At 36.1% G+C, this 20619-nt stretch carries 21 protein-coding genes; 20 read left to right on the top strand and 1 reads right to left on the bottom strand.

Features of this window, described 5'->3' with window-relative positions:
- Both HMPREF9073_RS16335 and HMPREF9073_RS09470 read left to right on the top strand, forming a co-directional pair.
- Positions 1-172, top strand: a 172-nt coding sequence (locus tag HMPREF9073_RS16335; protein ID WP_009413513.1) for a YfbK domain-containing protein, incomplete at its 5' end; no start/stop codon positions are given.
- Positions 173-225: 53 nt separating this feature from the next.
- Positions 226-849, top strand: a complete 624-nt coding sequence (locus tag HMPREF9073_RS09470) for a rhodanese-like domain-containing protein (protein ID WP_009413512.1) — start codon at positions 226-228, stop codon at positions 847-849.
- 205 nt (positions 850-1054) lie between these two features.
- Here the strand turns inward: HMPREF9073_RS09470 and panC are convergent, their stop codons facing one another.
- Positions 1055-1897 (bottom strand): pantoate--beta-alanine ligase, encoded by an 843-nt coding sequence (panC, locus tag HMPREF9073_RS09465; RefSeq protein WP_034555781.1) that lies wholly within the window; start codon positions 1895-1897, stop codon positions 1055-1057.
- Between the two features lie 110 nt (positions 1898-2007).
- Here panC and HMPREF9073_RS09460 point away from each other — a divergent pair, with 110 nt between their 5' ends.
- The 18 genes from HMPREF9073_RS09460 (at position 2008) to HMPREF9073_RS09375 (ending at position 20499) form a co-directional block, all read left to right on the top strand.
- Positions 2008-2817: a glycogen/starch synthase gene (locus tag HMPREF9073_RS09460; RefSeq protein ID WP_009413510.1), complete on the top strand. Its 810-nt coding sequence runs from the start codon at positions 2008-2010 to the stop codon at positions 2815-2817.
- Between the two features lie 10 nt (positions 2818-2827).
- Complete coding sequence (locus HMPREF9073_RS09455) at positions 2828-4351, top strand: DUF4270 domain-containing protein (RefSeq protein WP_009413509.1); 1524 nt, start codon at positions 2828-2830, stop codon at positions 4349-4351.
- Between the two features lie 2 nt (positions 4352-4353).
- Complete coding sequence (locus HMPREF9073_RS09450) at positions 4354-4677, top strand: translation initiation factor (protein WP_009413508.1); 324 nt, start codon at positions 4354-4356, stop codon at positions 4675-4677.
- Positions 4678-4711: 34 nt separating this feature from the next.
- Entirely contained in the window at positions 4712-5458 is a 747-nt protein-coding gene (gene fabG, locus HMPREF9073_RS09445) for a 3-oxoacyl-[acyl-carrier-protein] reductase (protein WP_009413507.1), read from the top strand.
- A gap of 36 nt (positions 5459-5494) precedes the next feature.
- Positions 5495-6301, top strand: a complete 807-nt coding sequence (locus HMPREF9073_RS09440) for an outer membrane protein assembly factor BamD (RefSeq protein WP_002677223.1) — start codon at positions 5495-5497, stop codon at positions 6299-6301.
- 7 nt (positions 6302-6308) lie between these two features.
- Positions 6309-6623 (top strand): DNA-directed RNA polymerase subunit omega, encoded by a 315-nt coding sequence (locus HMPREF9073_RS09435; RefSeq protein WP_009413506.1) that lies wholly within the window; start codon positions 6309-6311, stop codon positions 6621-6623.
- A gap of 85 nt (positions 6624-6708) precedes the next feature.
- Positions 6709-7881 carry a bifunctional phosphopantothenoylcysteine decarboxylase/phosphopantothenate--cysteine ligase CoaBC gene (gene coaBC / locus HMPREF9073_RS09430; RefSeq protein WP_009413505.1) on the top strand — a complete coding sequence of 391 codons (1173 nt, stop codon included), beginning with the start codon at positions 6709-6711 and terminating at the stop codon, positions 7879-7881.
- Entirely contained in the window at positions 7878-9149 is a 1272-nt protein-coding gene (locus HMPREF9073_RS09425) for a hypothetical protein (RefSeq protein ID WP_157453513.1), read from the top strand. The genes coaBC and HMPREF9073_RS09425 overlap by 4 nt, the downstream gene beginning before the upstream one ends.
- A gap of 75 nt (positions 9150-9224) precedes the next feature.
- The gene (gene fabD / locus HMPREF9073_RS09420) at positions 9225-10106 is read left to right on the top strand and encodes an ACP S-malonyltransferase (protein ID WP_009413503.1); all 882 of its coding nucleotides are present in this window, start codon (positions 9225-9227) and stop codon (positions 10104-10106) included.
- On the top strand, positions 10103-10870 hold the full coding sequence (locus HMPREF9073_RS09415; RefSeq protein ID WP_009413502.1) for an ABC transporter ATP-binding protein: 768 nt from the start codon (positions 10103-10105) through the stop codon (positions 10868-10870). Before fabD ends, HMPREF9073_RS09415 begins: the two co-directional genes overlap by 4 nt.
- A gap of 80 nt (positions 10871-10950) precedes the next feature.
- Positions 10951-11481 (top strand): ferritin, encoded by a 531-nt coding sequence (locus HMPREF9073_RS09410; RefSeq protein ID WP_009413501.1) that lies wholly within the window; start codon positions 10951-10953, stop codon positions 11479-11481.
- Positions 11481-12503, top strand: a complete 1023-nt coding sequence (locus HMPREF9073_RS09405; RefSeq protein ID WP_009413500.1) for an NAD-dependent epimerase/dehydratase family protein — start codon at positions 11481-11483, stop codon at positions 12501-12503. The genes HMPREF9073_RS09410 and HMPREF9073_RS09405 overlap by 1 nt, the downstream gene beginning before the upstream one ends.
- Positions 12500-13180 carry a TIGR02117 family protein gene (locus HMPREF9073_RS09400; protein WP_009413499.1) on the top strand — a complete coding sequence of 227 codons (681 nt, stop codon included), beginning with the start codon at positions 12500-12502 and terminating at the stop codon, positions 13178-13180. The genes HMPREF9073_RS09405 and HMPREF9073_RS09400 overlap by 4 nt, the downstream gene beginning before the upstream one ends.
- Before the next feature lie 9 nt (positions 13181-13189).
- Positions 13190-15466: an N-6 DNA methylase gene (locus HMPREF9073_RS09395; RefSeq protein ID WP_009413498.1), complete on the top strand. Its 2277-nt coding sequence runs from the start codon at positions 13190-13192 to the stop codon at positions 15464-15466.
- Positions 15453-16796: a restriction endonuclease subunit S gene (locus tag HMPREF9073_RS09390; RefSeq protein ID WP_009413497.1), complete on the top strand. Its 1344-nt coding sequence runs from the start codon at positions 15453-15455 to the stop codon at positions 16794-16796. The genes HMPREF9073_RS09395 and HMPREF9073_RS09390 overlap by 14 nt, the downstream gene beginning before the upstream one ends.
- A 3-nt stretch (positions 16797-16799) precedes the next feature.
- Positions 16800-18920, top strand: coding sequence for a DUF4357 domain-containing protein (locus HMPREF9073_RS09385; RefSeq protein ID WP_009413496.1), 2121 nt, complete (start codon positions 16800-16802; stop codon positions 18918-18920).
- Between the two features lies 1 nt (position 18921).
- Positions 18922-19917, top strand: coding sequence for a tetraacyldisaccharide 4'-kinase (gene lpxK, locus HMPREF9073_RS09380; protein WP_009413495.1), 996 nt, complete (start codon positions 18922-18924; stop codon positions 19915-19917).
- 30 nt (positions 19918-19947) lie between these two features.
- Positions 19948-20499 carry a thioredoxin fold domain-containing protein gene (locus HMPREF9073_RS09375; RefSeq protein ID WP_009413494.1) on the top strand — a complete coding sequence of 184 codons (552 nt, stop codon included), beginning with the start codon at positions 19948-19950 and terminating at the stop codon, positions 20497-20499.
- Positions 20500-20619: the final 120 nt, after the last annotated feature.

Below are 20619 nucleotides of genomic sequence, written 5' to 3'. Positions count from 1 at the left end.
CTTTGCCGCCGCTGTTGCCGAATGGGGAATGCTCTTAAGAAATTCTAAATACAAAGCAAAATCCTCATATAAACAAGTAATAGATTTAGCTAAGAATGCAACTGGAAAAGATGAGGAGGGCTATCGCAAAGAGTTCATTCGCTTGGTTGAACTTTCCGAAAAAATAAAATAATAAACTAACCCTTACCCCTAAAACATAGTAAACTAACAAACAAACTAACAATAATGAAATATTCAATAACTTTAGGAATGTTTTTGCTTACAATGATTACAGCAAAATCCCAAACGCTCGCCGAGCGTGTTAATGCTAAAAATGCTACTTTAATTGATGTGCGTACCCCTGAAGAATTTGCTAAAGGTACAGCCGAAGGAGCAATTAATATCCCATTGGAAGAAATAGGAGCTCGATGGCAAGAATTAAGAGGAAAAGAGAATGTTGTACTCTTTTGTCGTCGAGGCATTCGTGCAGGCAAAGCACAAGATATTCTCAAGAAGCACAATATTACAGCCGTCAATGGCAAAACTGTAGAGCATATAAAATCTTTGCAAAAAGTAAATTTAGCCGATAAACTTACTTTCCGCAACGATAAACAAACTACCTATTTCATAAAAGATGGTCAAAATGTGAGACAAGTAGCCATAGCTTTAGGTGAAGGAGCTGTACTAAAAAAACATACTACTAATATCCCTGCAACCCTTATTATGGTAAAAGGAACTGTGCGTTTTCTTATTAATGGTGAAGAAGTTGTACTCAAAGACCTCGATACCTATCAAATCCCTGTAGACGTAGAACACGAAGTGATAGGAGTTGAGAAAGAAAATATATTTATAGTAACCAAAGGAAATTAAGTTCAAGTAACAATAGGTAACAAGTAACAAAAACTACCCGTGAGCTCATACCTTTTGCAGAGTAGAATACTCTGTTTAGAGTATGTTATGTAGGGGCGTTTTGCAAACGCCCCTACCAAATCATCAAATCATCAAATCGTTATCTGTCGCTCCCACAACTCTCACTTTTCCAGATTGTCCCCTTCAGGGGCTAATTGCCAAATCATCACATCGCCAAATTATCTATGAGTCTCACTCCCTCAGCGTGTACCACTATAAAAGCGCGGTACTCTTTCCCTGCTTCTTTGGTAGTTGCGTGTTGCAAGGTATGAGCATCAGTAATAGTAAAATACTCTAAAGTAAAATCGGGTTCTTTGTCAAAAGTATCCACCACCCACGCTTCTACTTCAGCAGGAGTATGAGTAGCGAAACGCTCTTTGGCAGCGAGTAGGGTACGGTAAATGAAAGAAGCGCGATGTATCATAGCTTCACTTAGTAAAGCATTGCGTGAACTGAGGGCTAACCCTTCGCTATTGCGCACGATAGGGCAGGGGACGATAGTCACAGGTAAGCCTGTTTGTCGTACCATTTGCTGGATGATGAGCAGTTGTTGGTAGTCTTTTTCACCAAAGTAAGCTCTGTCGGGCATTACAATTTCGAAAAGTTTTTTAACAATCGTACCTACACCATCAAAATGCCCGGGTCGCGATGTGCCTTCCATTACTTTGTCTAATCCAGCAAAGTCAAATGGCTGAGCTACTACTTCATCGCCGTAAATATCGCTAACAGCAGGAGCAAAAATAATTACCTCTTTGCTATATTGGGCAATCTTATCAGCATCGGCTGTTAAGGTACGTGGATACTTCTCTAAATCGGTAGGATTGTTGAATTGTGTTGGGTTCACAAAAATACTCACAACGGCTATGTCGTTCTCTTCTTTAGCTTTTTTTACAAGCGATAAATGCCCGTCGTGTAAAGCACCCATAGTAGGTACTAAACCTATTGTTTTCCCTTGATTTCTAAGGGTTTCCATAAGTAAATGGAGTTCCTTTTGCTGTGTGTAAATCATCGATATAAAATCTTTTTTGGGTGCAAACTTATATAATTTTATGGATATGTGCATATTTTTTTGTACTTTTGTGCCTTCTAAGAGCAAAATAATTTAAAGAAATACTCTTTATGAAAGATAAAAAAGTACTCTACGTATCGTCTGAAGTATTGCCTTATTCACCTTATAGTGAATTAGCTAAAATGTCGTTTGAAGCCCCCAGAATGGTGAATGCTAACGGCGGTCAAATACGTATCTTTATGCCTAAATTTGGCAATATCAACGAACGCCGTCACCAGCTACACGAAGTGATACGCCTATCGGGTATGAATATTGTCATCAACGATATCGATGTACCTCTCATCATCAAAGTAGCTTCTATCCCTAAGGAACGCATACAAGTGTACTTTATTGATAATGACGAGTATTTCACACGTACTGGCACACTCTTTGATGAAGAAAACAATATGTATCCCGATAACGATGAGCGCTGTATCTTCTTCGCCAAAGGTATCGTCGAAACAGTGAAAAAACTCAATTGGTTACCCGATATCATCCACATACACGGCTGGGTGTCTGCTTTGTTACCTCTCTATTTGCGCACTTACTATAAAGATGAACCTATCTTTTCCGAAAGTAAAATCATTACCTCTGTGTTCGATAGTGATTACGATGGAGCTCTCGATTCTGCCTTAATCAACAAAGTAGCTTTTGATGGCATTAGCAAAAAAACAATCGACCCCCTCAAAAACCCTACTTACTACAACCTGATGCGCATCGCTATCAAGCACTCCGATGGCGTAATTGTAGTGAGTGAAAAGATGCCCGACGATTTCAAAACTTATCTCAAAAACTTGAGAAAACCAGTGATTTACAATAGCGATAAAGAAACCTTCCAAGAGTCTTACCGCGAATTTTACACTAAAATACTAAAGAAATAACAATAAACGAATGAATAACACTTACAAATTACTTTTTTCCCTCACTGTACTAACGCTTTTTAGCGCCTGCTCTTCCGACGATTTCAACGAAATAGATGGCGCACTCCTCAAAAATCCTAACTACAAAACCAGTGTCTTCACCCCTACTATTTCGGTGAACCAAATCAAACAAACTGCCGTACAAACCAATGGCTTAGGTGGATATTTGCTTGGGCAATACACTCAAGCGCCTTTTGGTACTAAATCAGCTACTATTGTAGCACAAGTAGGGCTCTCAACGGCTGCCCCTACTTTTGGTAGCAAAACTCAAGCGTTAGAAAATAGCGAAAACAAACCTGAAAACGAAAAAGTAACTAAGGCATTTTTGTACATTCCTTTCTTCAATCCTAATACTTCAAATAGTAAAGCTACCTATAGCCAAAATGCTGAATACCAATTAGATTCTATTTATGGCGACAAAAGTGCTTCTTTCCGTGTAGAAGTAAAAGAAACAAATTACTTCCTTAGTGATATAGGTACCGACCTGAAAGCTAAAGTCTATTATTCTAATAATACTGAAGTACTTACAAATTTAGGTAGTTCCATCGTTTCAGCTACTACTTCAGCTACTACTATTAGTAATAAAACGATTACACGCTTCCAGTTTGATGATCCTAAAACTACTACCGATGAGTCTAAAACAGTATACGATAATTTAGCTCCTGGATTACGCATCCCCCTTAACACTACTTTCTTCCAAACAAAAATATTAGATAAGGAAGGAAGCAACGAATTGGCAAATGTAAACGACTTTAAAAAGTATTTTAAAGGGATACAAATCAGTACCTCTAACTTCTCTAAAGATGTGATGATGCTCCTCAATATAGCAAATGCCAAAATACAGTTAGAATATAGCTATACCGCTTATGTAAGTGGTAGCACTGCTACTAAAACACAATATAGCCGTTATGATTTGCCCCTCAATGGCATTGCTCTAAACCTTTTCAACAATGCTGGTGAAAGCCTTACCGATACTAGTAAAATCTATTTGAGTGGCGCTTTAGGGCAAACTGCTTCTATTACCATTTCAGATACCGATATTGCTCGCATCAAATCTGAAAAGTGGTTAGTTACCGATGCAAGTCTATTTTTCTATGTAGATAATAGTGTTACTTATACTAAAACCCCCGACCGCCTCTATATCTACAATGCTCAAACGGGCGCTGTATTAGCCGATTATCAGTACGACCCTACTGCTAATAACAATCAATCTTCCTATTCACACTTGGTGCACTTAGGTAGATTACAAAAAGAAAACGGAGTAGGTAAATATTATCAACTGAGAATTACCAATCACATCCTCAATATGGTAACAAATAATACTACCAATGTTCCTTTAGCAATTGCTATAGGATCTAATATCAAGCAAACTGCTGTAGGTAGTTATAAAAGTGCAAGTGGTGATGGTAAAATAGCTAAAACAGCTCTCGCTACTCCCTTAGGTGTGGTGATTAAAGATATAAAATTGATTATCAACTACACCAAAGTAAAATAAGTATGGACTTAAGAGACCAACTTAAAAATCTTTTTCCTGATCATATAGAAGAAGAAACTCCTCAAGAAACTCCTTCTACTATATGGTTGCAAGATGAGCCTTTGCTTTGTAAATACGAAAAGCGCAAAGGCAAACCCGTAACTGTAATCGAAGGTTATAATGGAGCAGATAGCGATTTCAAAATATTAGCAAAAGAGCTCAAAACATACCTTGGAGTAGGAGGAACAGTGAAAGACGACTCTATCCTCATACAAGGTGATTACCGCGATACTATTATGCAACTCCTTAAAGAAAAAGGATTTAAAGTAAAACGCGTAGGAGGTTAAAGATAATTAACAATTCATAATTAACGATTATAATATGAAATTATTAGAAGGAAAAACCGCTATTATCACTGGTGCTAGTCGTGGTATCGGTCGTGGTATAGCCGAAGTATTTGCCGCTCACGGAGCGAACATTGCTTTTTCATACAGCTCTTCAGTAGAGGCTGCAAAAACTTTAGAAAATGAATTAGCTGCACAAGGTGTAAAAGTGAAAGGCTACCAAAGTGATGCCTCTAACTTTGCTCAATCTCAAGAATTTGTCGATGCCGTTGTTGCTGAGTTTGGTACCGTTGATATCCTTGTAAATAACGCTGGTATTACTAAGGACAACCTATTGATGCGTATCAGTGAAGAGGATTTCGATAAAGTAATCGAAGTAAACCTCAAATCTGTGTTTAATATGACCAAAGCGGTACAACGTACTATGCTCAAACAGCGCAAAGGCTCTATTATTAATATGAGTAGCGTGGTAGGAGTGAAAGGTAATGCTGGTCAGTCTAACTATGCTGCCTCTAAAGCAGGAATTATCGGCTTTACTAAGTCGATAGCCTTGGAATTAGGCTCTCGTAACATCCGCTGTAATGCCATTGCGCCAGGTTTTATCGAAACCGAAATGACTGCTGTACTCGATGAAAAAGTAGTACAAGGATGGCGTGATGCTATTCCTCTTAAACGTGGCGGACAGCCTGAAGATGTAGCCAATGCTTGCGTGTTTTTAGCCTCCGATATGTCGGCTTATATCACTGGGCAAGTACTCAATGTAGATGGCGGAATGCTCACATAATTTTGTTATTTCAGAAAAACTTTTTACTTTTGCCGAATGTTAATGAAAAAATATATCATCATCGGTCTGCTCGGTGTGCTTTTTGCCTCCTGTGGTGAGTACCAAAAAGCCCTCAAATCTACAGATGGAAGTGTCAAATACATCGAAGCTGAAAAGCTCTATAAGGCTAAAAAATACAAAAAAGCGAATCGCCTTTTTGAACAAATAGCCTCAGAATATGCAGGAAAACCTCAAGGGGAACGCATCTACTATATGTATGGTGACGCTTGTTATCAACTCAAGCAGTACAGTTTAGCTTCCTATCAGTTCGAACGTTTGCAGAAGCTGTACCCTCGTAGTGAAAAAGCTACCGAAGCTTCCTTTTTAGAAGCTAAATCACTATACTTAGAAACACCTAAGTATAGTGTAGATCAAACCTATACTTATCAGGCACTCGAAAAACTGCAGTACTTTTTGGATAGATACCCTAATAGTGAGTATACCAAAGAGGCTAATGAACTTACCTTGGATTTGGTAACGCGTTTAGAGAAAAAAGATTTTGAAATTGCCAAACAATACGATAAGATTCGTGACTATCAGGCAGCGATGAAATCATTAGATAATTTCTTGACCAATAATCCTGGAAGTCCTTTCAGAGAAGAAGCTTTGTACACCCGTTTGCACTCAGCTTATGAGTGGGCGATCAATAGTGTGGAAAGCAAAAAAGAAGAACGCCTCAATACCGCTAAAGAAGCCTACGACAACTTGTTGCGTGCTTACCCTGAAAGCAAATTCAAAAAGGAAGCTGAGAATATGCTCGCTAAAATTAATACATCACTAAAAAGTTTTACATCACAAAAATAATTACATTATGGATTTTAAAAAAATAGATGCTCCTACCTCTACGATTACTTACAACAAATCGGCTATAGAAGCACCTACTGGTAATATTTACGAGGCCATCTCTATTATTGCCAAACGTGCTAACCAAATAAACGCCGAAATTAAAAAAGAATTGGTAGAAAAGTTAGAGGCTTTCGCTACTAATAACGATAGCTTAGAGGAAATCTTTGAGAACAAAGAACAAATAGAAGTATCTCGTTTCTACGAGCGTTTGCCTAAACCTCAAGCCATCGCTGTAAAAGAATGGTTGGATGGTAAGGTATACTACCGTGAAACCGAATAAAAATGGGTATTTATAAATTGTTTGTTAGGCTTTAAGCAGTAAGCACTCGCTTGCCGTTTAAAGCCTTTTTCAATCTATTTTAATTATGAATATAGTACTTGGTGTCACAGCTGGAATTGCCGCCTATAAAACGCCTCAGTTAGTGCGCTTGCTCACTAAAAAAGGATATAATGTAAGGGTAATCCTTACCGAAAATGCAAAGGAGTTCGTAACGCCTCTTACCCTTAGCACTGTGTCTAAAAATCCTGTGCTTACAAGCTTCTCATCTCCCGAGGGTGATTGGCATAGCCACGTGGAGTTAGCGCTCTGGGCTGATACAATGCTCATCGCTCCTGCTACGGCTAATACCATTGCTAAAATGGCTCACGGGGTATGTGATAACTTACTATTGGCTACTTATTTCTCCGCTAAAGCACCCGTATTCATTGCTCCTGCAATGGATTTAGATATGTATGCCCACCCTACGGTTACCGAGAATTTAGCAAAATTAGCATCCTATGGCAATCACATTATTCCCGCAACTTATGGCGAACTTGCTAGCGGACTTGTAGGACAAGGACGTATGGCTGAACCTGAAGATATAGTGCTCTTTATAGAAAATACACTCTCCGAAAATCTTCCTCTTAAAGGTAAAAAAATACTTATCACCGCTGGTCCTACTTATGAGGCTATCGACCCTGTGCGATTTATAGGAAACTTCTCCTCTGGCAAAATGGGGATTGCTCTTGCTAATGAAGCTGTACGACAAGGCGCTGAAGTACATTTAGTGTTAGGACCTTCTTCCGAAAAAAATATTCACTCACAAATACACTTGCATCGTGTGGTAAGCGCGCAGCAAATGTATGAAGCTGCTGTAACCGAATTTCCTTCTTGCGATATTGCCATTCTCGCCGCAGCCGTCGCCGATTATACCCCCGAAACTGTAGCCCCCGAAAAAATTAAAAAGAAAGGCGGTAATCTCAGTCTAACCTTAGTCCCTACCGTCGATATATTAGCGTCTTTAGGTAAGATTAAAACTACCCAAACACTCATTGGCTTTGCCTTAGAAACTGAAAATGAGGTAGCTAATGCCCAAGCTAAATTGGAGAAAAAAAACTTAGATGGTATTGTGCTCAACTCCTTGCGCGACCCTGGTGCTGGCTTTGGTACTGATACCAATAAAATTACCTTTATAACTAAAAACGAGCAAAAAGCTTTTCCACTCCAACATAAATCTACAGTAGCTTTTAATATTTTAAAAGAATGCCTAAATATATGAAAAATATCACTCTGTTTTTGATCTTATTTGCAAGTATAACGTTGCAAGCTCAAAAAGTGCATTTGGATAGTGTACAAAGAAAACTCTTTGCTATAAATGGATATGACAGAGAGGGAAGCTATACTACTAAACAATACTATGACTCCTCCAAACGTAAACTTATTAAGGAATATTCTTTGATGATAAGAAAACCTTATGTTACAAAGTCTATTTATTTCTATGATAAACAAAATCAACTGGTTTTATATGAAGAATACACTCGAAAAAAAGATAGTGATAAGTGGAAAAAAGTGAAAAAAGAAGAGTATGTGAATGATAAAGATAAGAAAATTACTTCTTCTTATAATGCTTTTAGAAATGAATGGATAAAAGAACGAAAAGAAGAACTTATCAAAAAAGGAAAGTTCTTCTTTTATACAAAATATGAATGTACTGAAGGCTCTAAATGGCAACCCAAAACCCAAAGTATATACTTACAGAACAAACAAAACAAAACTACTGAACTTACTCATTATAGTAGAGATGAAAATAAAAATCAGTGGTTGCCTCAAAAGAGAATCATAACAGTTTATGAGAATGATACTATAAAAAAATCAGAGTTAAAATCTACTTATAAAACTGATAAATGGGTTGAAGAAGCAAAATATGAATATGCTGAGGATACTATTGTTGGTGCTTATTCTATTTACAGTGAAATGCTTAATGGCAAATGGATTCCTAAAGAGAAAAACAGCACAAAATTAACTCTTAACCCTACAAAAATATCTCGTTTAAGACAAAAATGGAATGAAAAACAACAACAGTGGGAAAACGACTACCTTCTAGAAGAAAAATATAATGAAAATGATTGCTTGCAAGCGTATATTCATAGTAACTGGGATAAAGAAAAAGATGTTTTTGCAATGATAGAACAACAATCTTACCAGTATGATACTCATAAGAATATGACTGAAAAACTCTCTATTTTTAACGAAGTAAAAAAAGATAAAATAAAAACCGTAAACCAATACGACGCACAAAATAACCGCATACTCACTATTGATTATCGCTATAATTTTGACACTGATAACTGGGAAGAAGAGAATAAAATAATCTATGAGTATAACACTTCTATCTTGCGTAAATCAATAGTAGATGAAGGTGCATTAGGAACTGTAGGTTTTGATTCTACTCACGCCCTCTTTAGTGCTACATTTTACGGTAAACGGCAAGGAGAATATCAAAAACAATATGAACTGCATTTTTATTATAGTGAGATAAAAAAATAAAATATTCCACTCAATATTTTGCAATTCTATAAAAAAACAGTAGCTTTGTAATTTCTAACAATAAAAATAAAATAAATGAAATCATACATCTTCCCTGGTCAAGGAGCCCAATTTGTAGGTATGGGGCTTGACTTATATGAAAAATCTACTGAAGCTAAAGCGCTTTTTGAAGCAGCTAATGGCATTCTTGGATTCTCTATTACCGATATAATGTTTAGTGGTACTGATGAAGACCTCAAACAAACTAAAGTTACCCAGCCTGCAATCTTCTTGCACTCAGTAATCCTTAGCAAGGTGCTTGGTAAAAATTTTGTTCCTCAAATGGTCGCAGGACATTCATTAGGTGAATTTTCTGCTTTAGTAGCCAATGGAACCCTCTCATTTGAAGATGGTTTGCAATTAGTAGCCAAACGTGCAGCTGCGATGCAAAAGGCTTGCGAATTACAACCTGGTACAATGGCTGCCGTATTGGGTTTAGAGGATGCTAAAGTGGAAGAACTTTGTGCAACAATCGACGGGATTGTAACTCCTGCCAATTATAATTGTCCAGGTCAGTTGGTGATTTCAGGCGAACTCAAAGCAGTAGAGGCGGCTTGCGAAAAGATGAAAGAAGCAGGTGCTAAGAAAGCACTTATCTTATCTGTGAGTGGGGCTTTCCATTCTGTATTGATGAAACCTGCTGAAGAAGAATTAGCTGCAGCAATTGAACAAACAGCATTCCATAAACCATTATGCCCTGTATATCAAAATGTAACCACTACAGCCGTAAGCGATGAAAACGCTATCAAAACCAACCTTATCAAGCAACTTACCGCTCCTGTGAAATGGACACAAAGCGTACAACAAATGATTGCTGATGGAGCTACCGAATTTATTGAAGTAGGACCTGGTAAAGTACTACAAGGTTTGGTGAAAAAGATAAATAAAGAGGCTGTGGTAGCCTCGGCTGAACTATGATACAAGTAGAAAATTTACATAAATCTTTCAATGGAACTGAAGTGCTGAAAGGCATTTCTACTACATTCGAGAAAGGTAAAACAAACCTTATTATTGGGCAAAGTGGTTCAGGAAAAACAGTATTCCTCAAATCACTCTTAGGACTCTTTACCCCCGATTCAGGTGACATTATCTACGATGGGGTGAAGTACGCCGATATGAAACGCAAAGAACGAGTAGCCCTCCGCCAAAAAATGGGAATGGTATTCCAAGGGAGTGCTTTGTTTGATTCGATGACAGTCCTTGAAAATGTGATGTTCCCTTTGAAGATGTTTTCCCAAAAATCAGCTGACGAAATCCGTGAACGTGCCGATATAGTGCTCAGCAGGGTGAATTTGGTAAATGCCGAAAATAAATTGCCTTCAGAAATTTCTGGAGGTATGCAAAAACGGGTGGCTATTGCTCGCGCTATTGTAAACAATCCTAACTACTTGTTCTGCGACGAACCTAACTCAGGTCTCGACCCTAAAACCTCTATCGTAATAGATAACCTTATTCAGGAAATTACTCAAGAGTTCAATATCACCACTGTTATCAACACTCACGATATGAACTCCGTAATGGAAATAGGGGCTAAGATTGTTTTCTTGAAAAATGGATACAAAGAGTGGGAAGGCTCTAAAGATACGATTTTCCGTACAGATAATGAAGCCGTTACTGATTTTGTCTATTCATCGGAACTCTTCAAAAAAGTGCGAAAGGCGTATTTGGAAGAACACGTCTAAATTACAACTCTTTTATCCGTATTTAGCAAATAATTACTATCTTTGCGCCCACTAAAAAACTTAAAAACAACTTTTTTAAAATGGCAAAACACAAGTACACCAGATCGCAAACTAGTTTGCACCCTGAAATTATCGACCTATTGAACAACCAAGTGAGTAAAGAAGCTGAAGCAAGCTCTCTCTATTTAGCTATGGCTTCTTGGGCTGAATATAATGGCTACTCTCGCAGTGCCGAGTTTTTTTACGATCACGCTGTAGAAGAAAGAGATCATATGATGAAAATCTTCCGCTTCCTCAACGAAAATGGCGCACGTGCTTTTGCTCCTAAAGTAGGGGAGGTACAACAAGAATTTGATTCACTTAAAGAAGTTTATGAAAAAACTTTGGAACACGAAATCAAAGTAACTCAATCTATCTTCGCGATCTTCAAAAAAGCACGCCAAGTAGATGATTACGCTTCCGAAAACTTCTTGCAATGGTTCGTTCAAGAACAGTTAGAAGAAGAACGTTTGGTACACTCTATCCTCGACCTCTTCGAATTCTACAACGAGAACGATTCGCCTATTGCTCTTAAACTTATCGACGAACGTATTCCTTTAGACGAAAAATAATGATTTTAGTAACTGGCGGAACAGGGCTGATTGGCAGCCGCTTGCTTTTTTACCTTACTCAAAACAAGGCGCATAAAGTAAGGGCTGTCTATCGCAGTGCCCATTCGTTAGAGAAAGTCGAACAACTTTTTATACAACAATCCCCCAATGGAGCGGAACTGTTCCGCTCTATTGAGTGGGTACAAACCAATATAAGTAACATTCCAGCGCTTGAAAAAGCATTTGTGAATGTTACTTTTGTTTTTCATTGTGCAGGCTTTATCTCTTACCAACCTAAAGATTTTGCTCAGCTCATCAAAGTGAATGTAGAGGGAACGGCCAATATCGTAAACTTGTGTATTGATTTTAAGGTAAAAAAACTCTGTTATGTGAGCTCTGTAGCTACCCTTTCTGCCTTGCCTCACACACCTATTGATGAGGAAAACGACTGGAATAGTGAGGACAATAACACTGATTACGCTATCAGTAAGAACGGTGGTGAGATGGAAGTATGGCGTGGATCGCAAGAAGGATTGCCAGTGGTTATTGTAAATCCTTCAGTGGTGTTGGCTGCTGATTTCTCCGAACAAGGCTCTGGCTTGTGGTTTAAAAAAGTAGCTGATGGACAGAAATATTACCCCACAGGGGGTACAGGTTTTGTCGCGGTAGATGATGTGGTGCGCGCAATGATTGCCTTACAATTCTCCGAAGTTACAGGAGAACGCTTTGTGCTGAATACGGCTAACCTTACTTATCAATCACTTTTTGAGAAGATAGCCAAAGGATTAGGAGTGAAAGCTCCTACTAAAAAGATTTCTCATAAAGTATTGCGTCGTTTCGCGCGTTTAGACGGCTTTTTAAGTTTCTTGGGTATCAAAAAGCGAACCCTCACTCTCCAAACAGCCGATGCTCTCGGCTTAATAAGGACTTATAATGGCGATAAAATAAAAGAGTTTATCGATTTTCAGTACAGTGATATCGATGAAGTAATTCAAGAGATTTGTCATAAAATAAAAACTACAACTCTCGGAAGCTCTCTATGATTAAAAAACTTTTAAAATATTTCCTAAAAACCCTACTCTTTGTGGTAGGTTTTATAGTGCTCTATGGGGTGCTGTGCTTGTTGTTGCCATTAATTCCCATTTCTGCAGAAAAAACAACTGAACCCAAAACTATTACCATCTACCTTCTCTCTAACGGAATGCACACCGATTTGGTACTACCTACTCAAAATGAGTTTATAGATTGGACAACTAAAGTTTCTCCTGATGATACCAAAGGAAAAAAGAGAGGCGATTGGTTGGCTTTTGGTTGGGGCGACAAAGGCTTTTACCTTAATACCCCTACTTGGGCTGATTTAAAGTTCTCTACAGCAGTAAAAGCTGCTTTTTGGATGAGTGATTCGGCTATGCACACCACCTATTTAGGAGGTACCGAAGGATATGAAAAAGTAGCACAACTAAGTCTTACAGCTGCACAATACAAGCGCTTGATAGGCTATATCGATCAGCAGTTCGACAAAGATGCACAGGGTAAATACATCCCTATACCCACCAATGCCGTTTATGGCACTACCGATGCTTTCTACGAAGCCAAAAGTACTTATAACTTTCTCTACACCTGCAACACTTGGGCAGACTATGGGCTTCGTGCTGCCGGACAAAAATACGCTCTCTGGACTGCCACCGATTCAGGAATATTTAGGCACTATAAACATTAATTTTTTAAAATGGAAGTTCAAATAAAAGATAATAAAATTTTTGCACCATTAAAGGATAAATGGTTGGTATTGAAACCTGAAGAAAAAGTACGACAAGAATACATTTGCCGTTTGGTTAATTCCTATGGTTTTGATCTTAAACAAATGGAGCAAGAAGTAGGAGTTACTAACTCTCAAAGAGGGCAAGGAAGAGCAAGAGCTGATATTAATGTCTATAAAAGCGAAGCTGATAAAATAGCCTCCAAAAGTCCCGTGATTGTAGTAGAATGTAAAGCTGAACATATTACAATTCGCGAAGAGGATTACTTTCAAGGTTACAACTATGCTTCGTGGGCAGGTGCTGATTTTTTTGTAACAACCAATCTAAAAGAAACTCGTATATTTAAGGTTATCAAAGGGCATATCCCTAAAAAACTTGAGGAAGTAGTCAATATCCCTACTGCTGAAGAAATGAAGAGCGAAAAAAAAATAAACGAGCTCTTAAAACAGACTAAAGCTTTTACTCGAGATGAGTTTTCTAAACTACTTTTTAAGTGTCATAATATCATCAGGAATAATGATAAACTTTCACCTGAAGCTGCTTTTGATGAAATTAGCAAGATACTATTCATAAAAATTAGATATGAAAGAACAAATTCCGAAAATCAAATATTTTCATTAGAAGCATTCAGAGCTGATAAAGAAAGTTATGACAAATATAAATCTAAGGGAGATAAAGAATTTTATCAACTTTTGTTTGAAAAAACTAAAGAAGATTTTAGAGATGATGACCTTTTTGAACCTACTGAAATCATTAGAATACGAGAAAATAGCTTTGAAGCTATTGTAAAAGAATTAGAAATATACAATCTTTCCACTACTTCCGATGATGTAAAAGGGATCGCCTTTGAAGAGTTTTTAGGAAAAACATTCAGAGGAGAATTGGGACAATTTTTTACTCCGAGAACCATAGTTAATTTTATGGTGGAAGTCTTAGATCCTCAAGAAACAGAAACTATTTGTGACCCTTGTTGTGGTTCAGGTGGTTTCTTAATAAAAGCCTTCGAGTATGTCCGTGCAAAAATAGAAGCTAAAGTCCAACAAGAAAAAGAACTCATCAAACAAGAATATTACACTGAAACCTACGAAAAACTATCAGATGCCGAAAAAGAAAAAATAGACGACAAAGTAAATAAATTCTTCTCCCAGTTAAATGAGGAACTCAATATCAACAATGACAAAAGCCGAATTAGAACATTGAGTTATGATTGTATTTTTGGAACCGATGCCAACCCTAGAATGAGCCGTACCGCCAAAATGAATATGATAATGCACGGTGATGGTCACGGAGGTGTACACCACAATGATGGGTTACTAAACGTAAACGGCATTTTTGAAAACCGATTTGATGTGATTCTTACCAATCCTCCTTTTGGAGCACGTGTAGAGAAATCACTGAAAATTACAGAAGCTGATAAATATACTGATGAAGAACGTATCAAAAAATACCAAAAACGATATGGTGATGAGTATAATAAAGCATTAAAACAAGTGAATAACAATATAGGGAAACCTCTCGTGAGTCTCTATAAAATGGGGGCAATGAGTACCCTTACTGAAGTGCTTTTTATAGAACGATGCTTGAACTTGCTCAAACCAGGAGGTAGAATGGGGATAGTACTTCCTGAAGGTGTGCTTAACAATAGTAATTTACAAAAAGTACGAGATTATGTAGAAAGCAAAGCAAAAATATTGCTAATCGTATCTATTCCTCAAGATGTGTTTATAGCAAGCGGCGCTACGGTAAAACCTAGTTTGTTGTTTTTTAAAAAATTCACAGAAGAAGAAGCGCTACAATATGCAAGTATTAAGAGCAAAGCAACTATCACAATAGAAGCTAAATATGCTGAGGAAGTAGCAAATATCCAACAGAAATTAGCTAAAAAAGGCAAAGAAGCATTACCTGCAGAAGAGAAAAAACAACTGAAAGCCGAATTGAAAAATATTGAAGCTAAAAAAGAACGAGAAATAAAAGCTATTGTTAAAGAAGAGTTTAACTATACTATTCCTATTGCTGAAGTAGAAAAAGCAGGTATTAGTACGACAGGGGCTCGTATAGATAACGAATTAGATCCCTTGGCTAAAGAATTTAAAAAATATACTTCTGAAAATCATCTGTGGGAAAAACTTACCGAAAGCGTTCAGTACGATGTAAAAGGTGAGTTTGTATATCGCATTCAAATAGCAGATAAAGAAGTTGGTGAACCCGAAATTTTCTATCAAAAAAGCAAGTATGAAAACTTATAAGAAATTAAAATTTGTAGGATTTAGCAATATAGAAAGTTGGAGTGCTTATAGTATCTTAGAAAAAGGATTAAGATTCTCAAATAAATACAAATTAGTAAAGATAAAAACTTTTCTTTCAAGAAATAAAACTTCTATAAAAATTGAAGATAACAATTATTATAAGCGTCCTACTATTAAAATAAATGGTGCTGGTATTTCTTTAAGAGATAAGGTTAAAGGGAAGGAAATAGGTACTAAAAGTCAATTCCTTATTAAAAAAGGACAATTTTTGTTGTCAAAAATTGATGCTAGAAATGGGGCTTTTGGGGTTGTGCCTGAAGAACTTGAAGGTGGTGTGATAACAGGTAATTTTTGGACTTTTGATGTTAATTATAATGTAATCAATCCATACTTTTTACAATTAATCACAAAAACAAAACAATTTCAAGACTTAAGCCAATCAGCAAGTGTTGGCACAACAAATAGAAACTATTTACAAGAAGAATCTTTTTTAAATTTTTCTATACCCCTTCCTCCTTTATCCGAGCAAGAAACCATTGTAAAAAACTATTACGATAAAATAACTCAAGCTACAACTTATGGGCAACAAGCTGAAACCTTAGAAAAAAACATTGAAAACTATCTATTTGAGGAGTTGGGAGTGAGTTTTCAAAAATATGAACTTCTACAAATAGGTAAATTACACTTTATAGAGTTTAAGGAAATTGAAAATTGGATATATAATTCAATAGAAATGCAATTTTATAAAGATTTAAGTAAATCAAAATTTCCAATAAATACCATTGGTGATGTATTTGATTTTATTTCAAGAAATTGGGAAAAGAAAGCAAATGAAGATAAGGAATATATAGAATTAGGATCTATAGATGCTAATTTTGGAATATTAGAAACTAAAACAATTAGTCCTGAAAAATCACCGAGCAGAGCTACTCAAATAGTAAAAACAGGAGATTTAATCATTGGGACTACGAGACCCTATTTGAAAAAGTTTGCAATTATAGATGAAAAATATTCTGACTTTGTAGCTTCATCAGGTTTTTCAGTAATTGAAGAAAATAAAGGGAAATATAATTTGTATTTTCTCAATGAGGTAATCAAATCGGATATTGGAATAAAACAATTCGAAATAAAAATGACAGGGGCATTATATCCTGCTATTACCCAAACAGAATTAGAAAGTTTAAAAATTCCTGTTCCACCACTATCAAAACAAAACGAAATAGCAGCTACAATAGCAACAATGAAGCAAGAACAAAAAAACAAAATAGAACGAGCAACACTCCTAAAACAACAAGCAGAACAAGAATTTGAACAAACTATATTCAGCTAAATTATGAGAATCAAAGAAATTAAAATAGCCAATAAAGCCTTTAAAAACCTTGATGTTTCATTAGAAAACAATACTTCAGGGGTAATGGCTTTTATAGGAAATAATGGCAGTGGAAAAAGTAATTTGTTAGAAGCTATAAGTGCTATTTTTAAGCATTTGTACGACAAGAAGGAAAAGGATATTCCCTTTAATTTTTCATTAACCTATATAATAGGAAGTAGTAAGGATATAGTCAAAATTACCAAAAAGGGCTCTTCTGTTACCACAGAAATAAATAGCCAATCAAAATCTGACCCTTATAACTATCTTCCTAAACAAATTGTAGCTATCTATAGTGGTGAAGAAGATAGATTGTGGAAAAAATATTATTTGCCTACCTATCAAGAATACATTGCAAAAATAGGAGTTGAAACCTATAATAATATGCCAAAAATGTTGTATATCAATAAGTTTTATTGGCATATATCTCTGTTGTGTTTGTTGTTAAATCAGTTCAATAACTTAGAGGATACTTTTTGTAGTGAAATCTTGGGGATAGAAAATACTAACTCTATTAAGTTTTCTTTTAATAAAGCGAATTATAAAAGTTATAAAGATAGTATTGTTAAGCAATTTATCAGTAAAATAGATAAAAAACAAGAGTACACCTTAGAAGAGTTGAGAATGATTATTGAACAAGAAGGATATACACTTATAGATGTTTACAAATTCTTCTATATTGCTTTTACGCCCGCTGACCAAAAAATGCTTCAAGACATTGTTATAAAATACAACAATGAAAACTTAGAAATAGAAGATTTTAGTGAGGGAGAAAAGAAAATGATACTCATCAAAGCAGCTTTAGAATTTGCTGCACAAGAGGACAGTCTGTTTATCCTTGATGAACCCGATGCTCACATACATCTTAGCAATAAAATGCAAATCAAAAAAGTGTTAGAAGAGTATGAACAAAACAGACAAGTGATCATCACTACCCATTCACCTACCTTAACCGATTGCTTAGACAATGAATCTATCTATATGCTTGATAGAGGAAAACTTATCTCAGCAGAAAAACAAAAAGTTTTAGAAAGTATCTCTGGAGAATTTTGGAATAGATTTCAACAAAACACATTTATTTCTTCCAAAAGTCCCATTATACTATTAGTAGAAGGTAAATTAGATAAAATACATATCAATAATGCCTATAGAGCATTAAAAGAAGAGTATCCAAATTTGAATTTCGATATCTTCTGTTTAAATAGTGAAACTAAGATACAGCCTTTCTTGTCAGGGTTGTACGAAAGTGATTTTGAAACAGATAAGCTCTATATAGGGGTTTATGATAATGATGAAGCAGGGCATAAATCATATAAAAGCTTTGATGAAATCAGTCAGAAAAGCTATAAGAAGCTTAAAGAAAATAATAAGGCACACAACACTTATTTTTCTGTAGAATTGCCTAAACCTGAAGGAATTACTTGTGATTGTACAATCGAAACAATGTATGATTATACCAAATGGGAAGAAGCATACCAACAAGCTGTACAGCATACTTCAGGAAAAACTAAAGATAAGTCAATTGATAAATATTGTAAGGATGTATTACAAGAGGCAAAAAATATTTTAGCAGAAAACTCTAATAGCTTTGTAAAAGAAGATTTTAAGAATTTTAGAAAGCTATTTGATTTAATCAAAGAGATTGCCCAATATGCAAAAACTTTAAAAGATAATACAATCACTAACGAAAAGCCTAAAAATACAGAATCTAATACTCCTAAGTCTGTTCTACAAGCAAATGTGTTACCTCAAAATACTATAGAAGTGGTTTTAAAAACACAGAGTGTAGATGCATTAGCTTGGTATAATACCCAATCTGGCGAAATTACATTAAAGAAGGGAAGTAAATTAGCTTTAGAAGTTGTTGATAGCTATAAGAAGCAAGAAAAACAAAGGCTTAAAGAGTTAAAGAAAATTGCAGAACAAACAGAAAATAACTACATTCTTAAGGAGGATAAAAAATGTAAGTCTGTATCAGGTGCTGCTTGCTTTGTATTAGGAAGAACTGCAAATGGTTGGGTAGAGTGGAGAATTAAAGAGAATAATAATATTTTAGATTCTATCCGAATCAACAAAAATTCTTAATATGAAACACTTAAAATTTTTGCTTTTTCCCTTTGCAGTGCTTTATGGTGCGATAGTTCGTCTGCGCCATTGGTGCTACAATGTTGGCATTTTTAAAGTACATACCTTTGCGGTGCCTACTATTTGCGTGGGCAATGTAGCGGTAGGAGGGACAGGCAAGAGTCCAATGGTAGAATACCTTATCCAAAAATTCCAAAATCGTCATAAAATAGCTGTCCTCAGTCGTGGCTACAAACGCAAAACCAAGGGATTCCTCTTAGCTGATAAAACCTCTACTGTCTTGGATTTAGGTGATGAACCCTTTCAATTCTGGCAAAAATATAAGGATATTATTTTAGCAGTCTGTGCGAATCGCGTTGAGGGTATCCAAAAAATATGCTCTTTACCTACCCCTCCCAATCTCATTATCTTAGACGATGCTTTTCAACATCGTCCCGTAAAAGCAAAATTTAACATAGTGCTCACCGCTTATGCACAGCTCTTTACAGATGACTGGCTACTGCCAATGGGGCGACTCCGTGATGTAGTAAGCCGCGTGCAACAAGCTGATATAGTAGTAGTAACCAAATGTCCCCCTACTTTATCAGTGGCCGAACGTACTGCTATTACTCAAAAACTACAACAGCACACAATAGCACCTATCGCATTTGCTACCATAGTTTATAACCAACAAGTGTATGACAAAGAAAAACTAATCCCGTTGGAAATGTTTATACAAGAACCTTTTACCTTAGTAACAGGTATTGCTAATCCGCAACCTCTATTAGCCTATTTAAAAGAGCAAGGAGCAGATTTTCAGCACTTAAACTTCCCCGATCATCATCATTTTACTAATAAGGAATTGGAACAATTACAAGGCAAACGCATCCTAACTACTGAGAAAGACTATGTGCGCCTCCAACCTCATTTGCAAAACTTATATTACCTGCCTATAGCAATGCAATTCCTCACCCCCGCTGATGAACATATATTTGGCACGGTTTTTGAAAATCTCTAAAAACAAAATAATTACAAACTTTTATCAACTATGACAAAAAAACTCATCGCTATTGTAGCTTTTGTTTTAACAGCTACTGCTACCCTCGAAGCTCAGGAAATTAAATGGATGACTTTTGATCAAGCTATTGCCGCTCAAAAGAAAAAACCTAAAAAAATATTCGTCGATGTATATACTAATTGGTGTGGACCTTGCAAAATGTTAGCTAACAACACCTTTAAAAACAAAGACTTAGTGAACTATGTAAATGATAACTACTATGCTGTGAAATTCAATGGTGAAGGTAATGAAGTAGTGAACTACAAAGGTCAAAAGTTTGAGAATAAGGATTATGATCCTGCAAGAGCTCAATCACGAAACTCTCTCCACCCGCTCACTAATTACTTGCAAGTACAAGCTTATCCTACAATGGTGTTCTTAGACGAGAAAAACGATTTGATAACAGGGCTTACTGGCTATATGTCACCTACCCAATTAGAACTCTACTTGAAAATGTTTAAAAACGACGAACATAAAAGTATTACTACCCAACAAGAGTTCCAAGTATATCAATCAAAGTTCAAACCTACATTCAAAAACTAATAAATACACTTTTTCATAAACACACGCGAAAAACTCTTGGCTAAATGTCAAGAGTTTTTTAATTTTTTATTATCTTTGCCACATAAATAACATCAGTTTGATATAACAGAATATTGATTT

The organism is Capnocytophaga sp. oral taxon 326 str. F0382, from assembly GCF_000318295.1.
GTDB classification, from domain to species: domain Bacteria; phylum Bacteroidota; class Bacteroidia; order Flavobacteriales; family Flavobacteriaceae; genus Capnocytophaga; species Capnocytophaga periodontitidis.
Note: the sequence above shows the minus strand (reverse complement) of the source record. Positions and strands in the feature narration are given on the sequence as shown.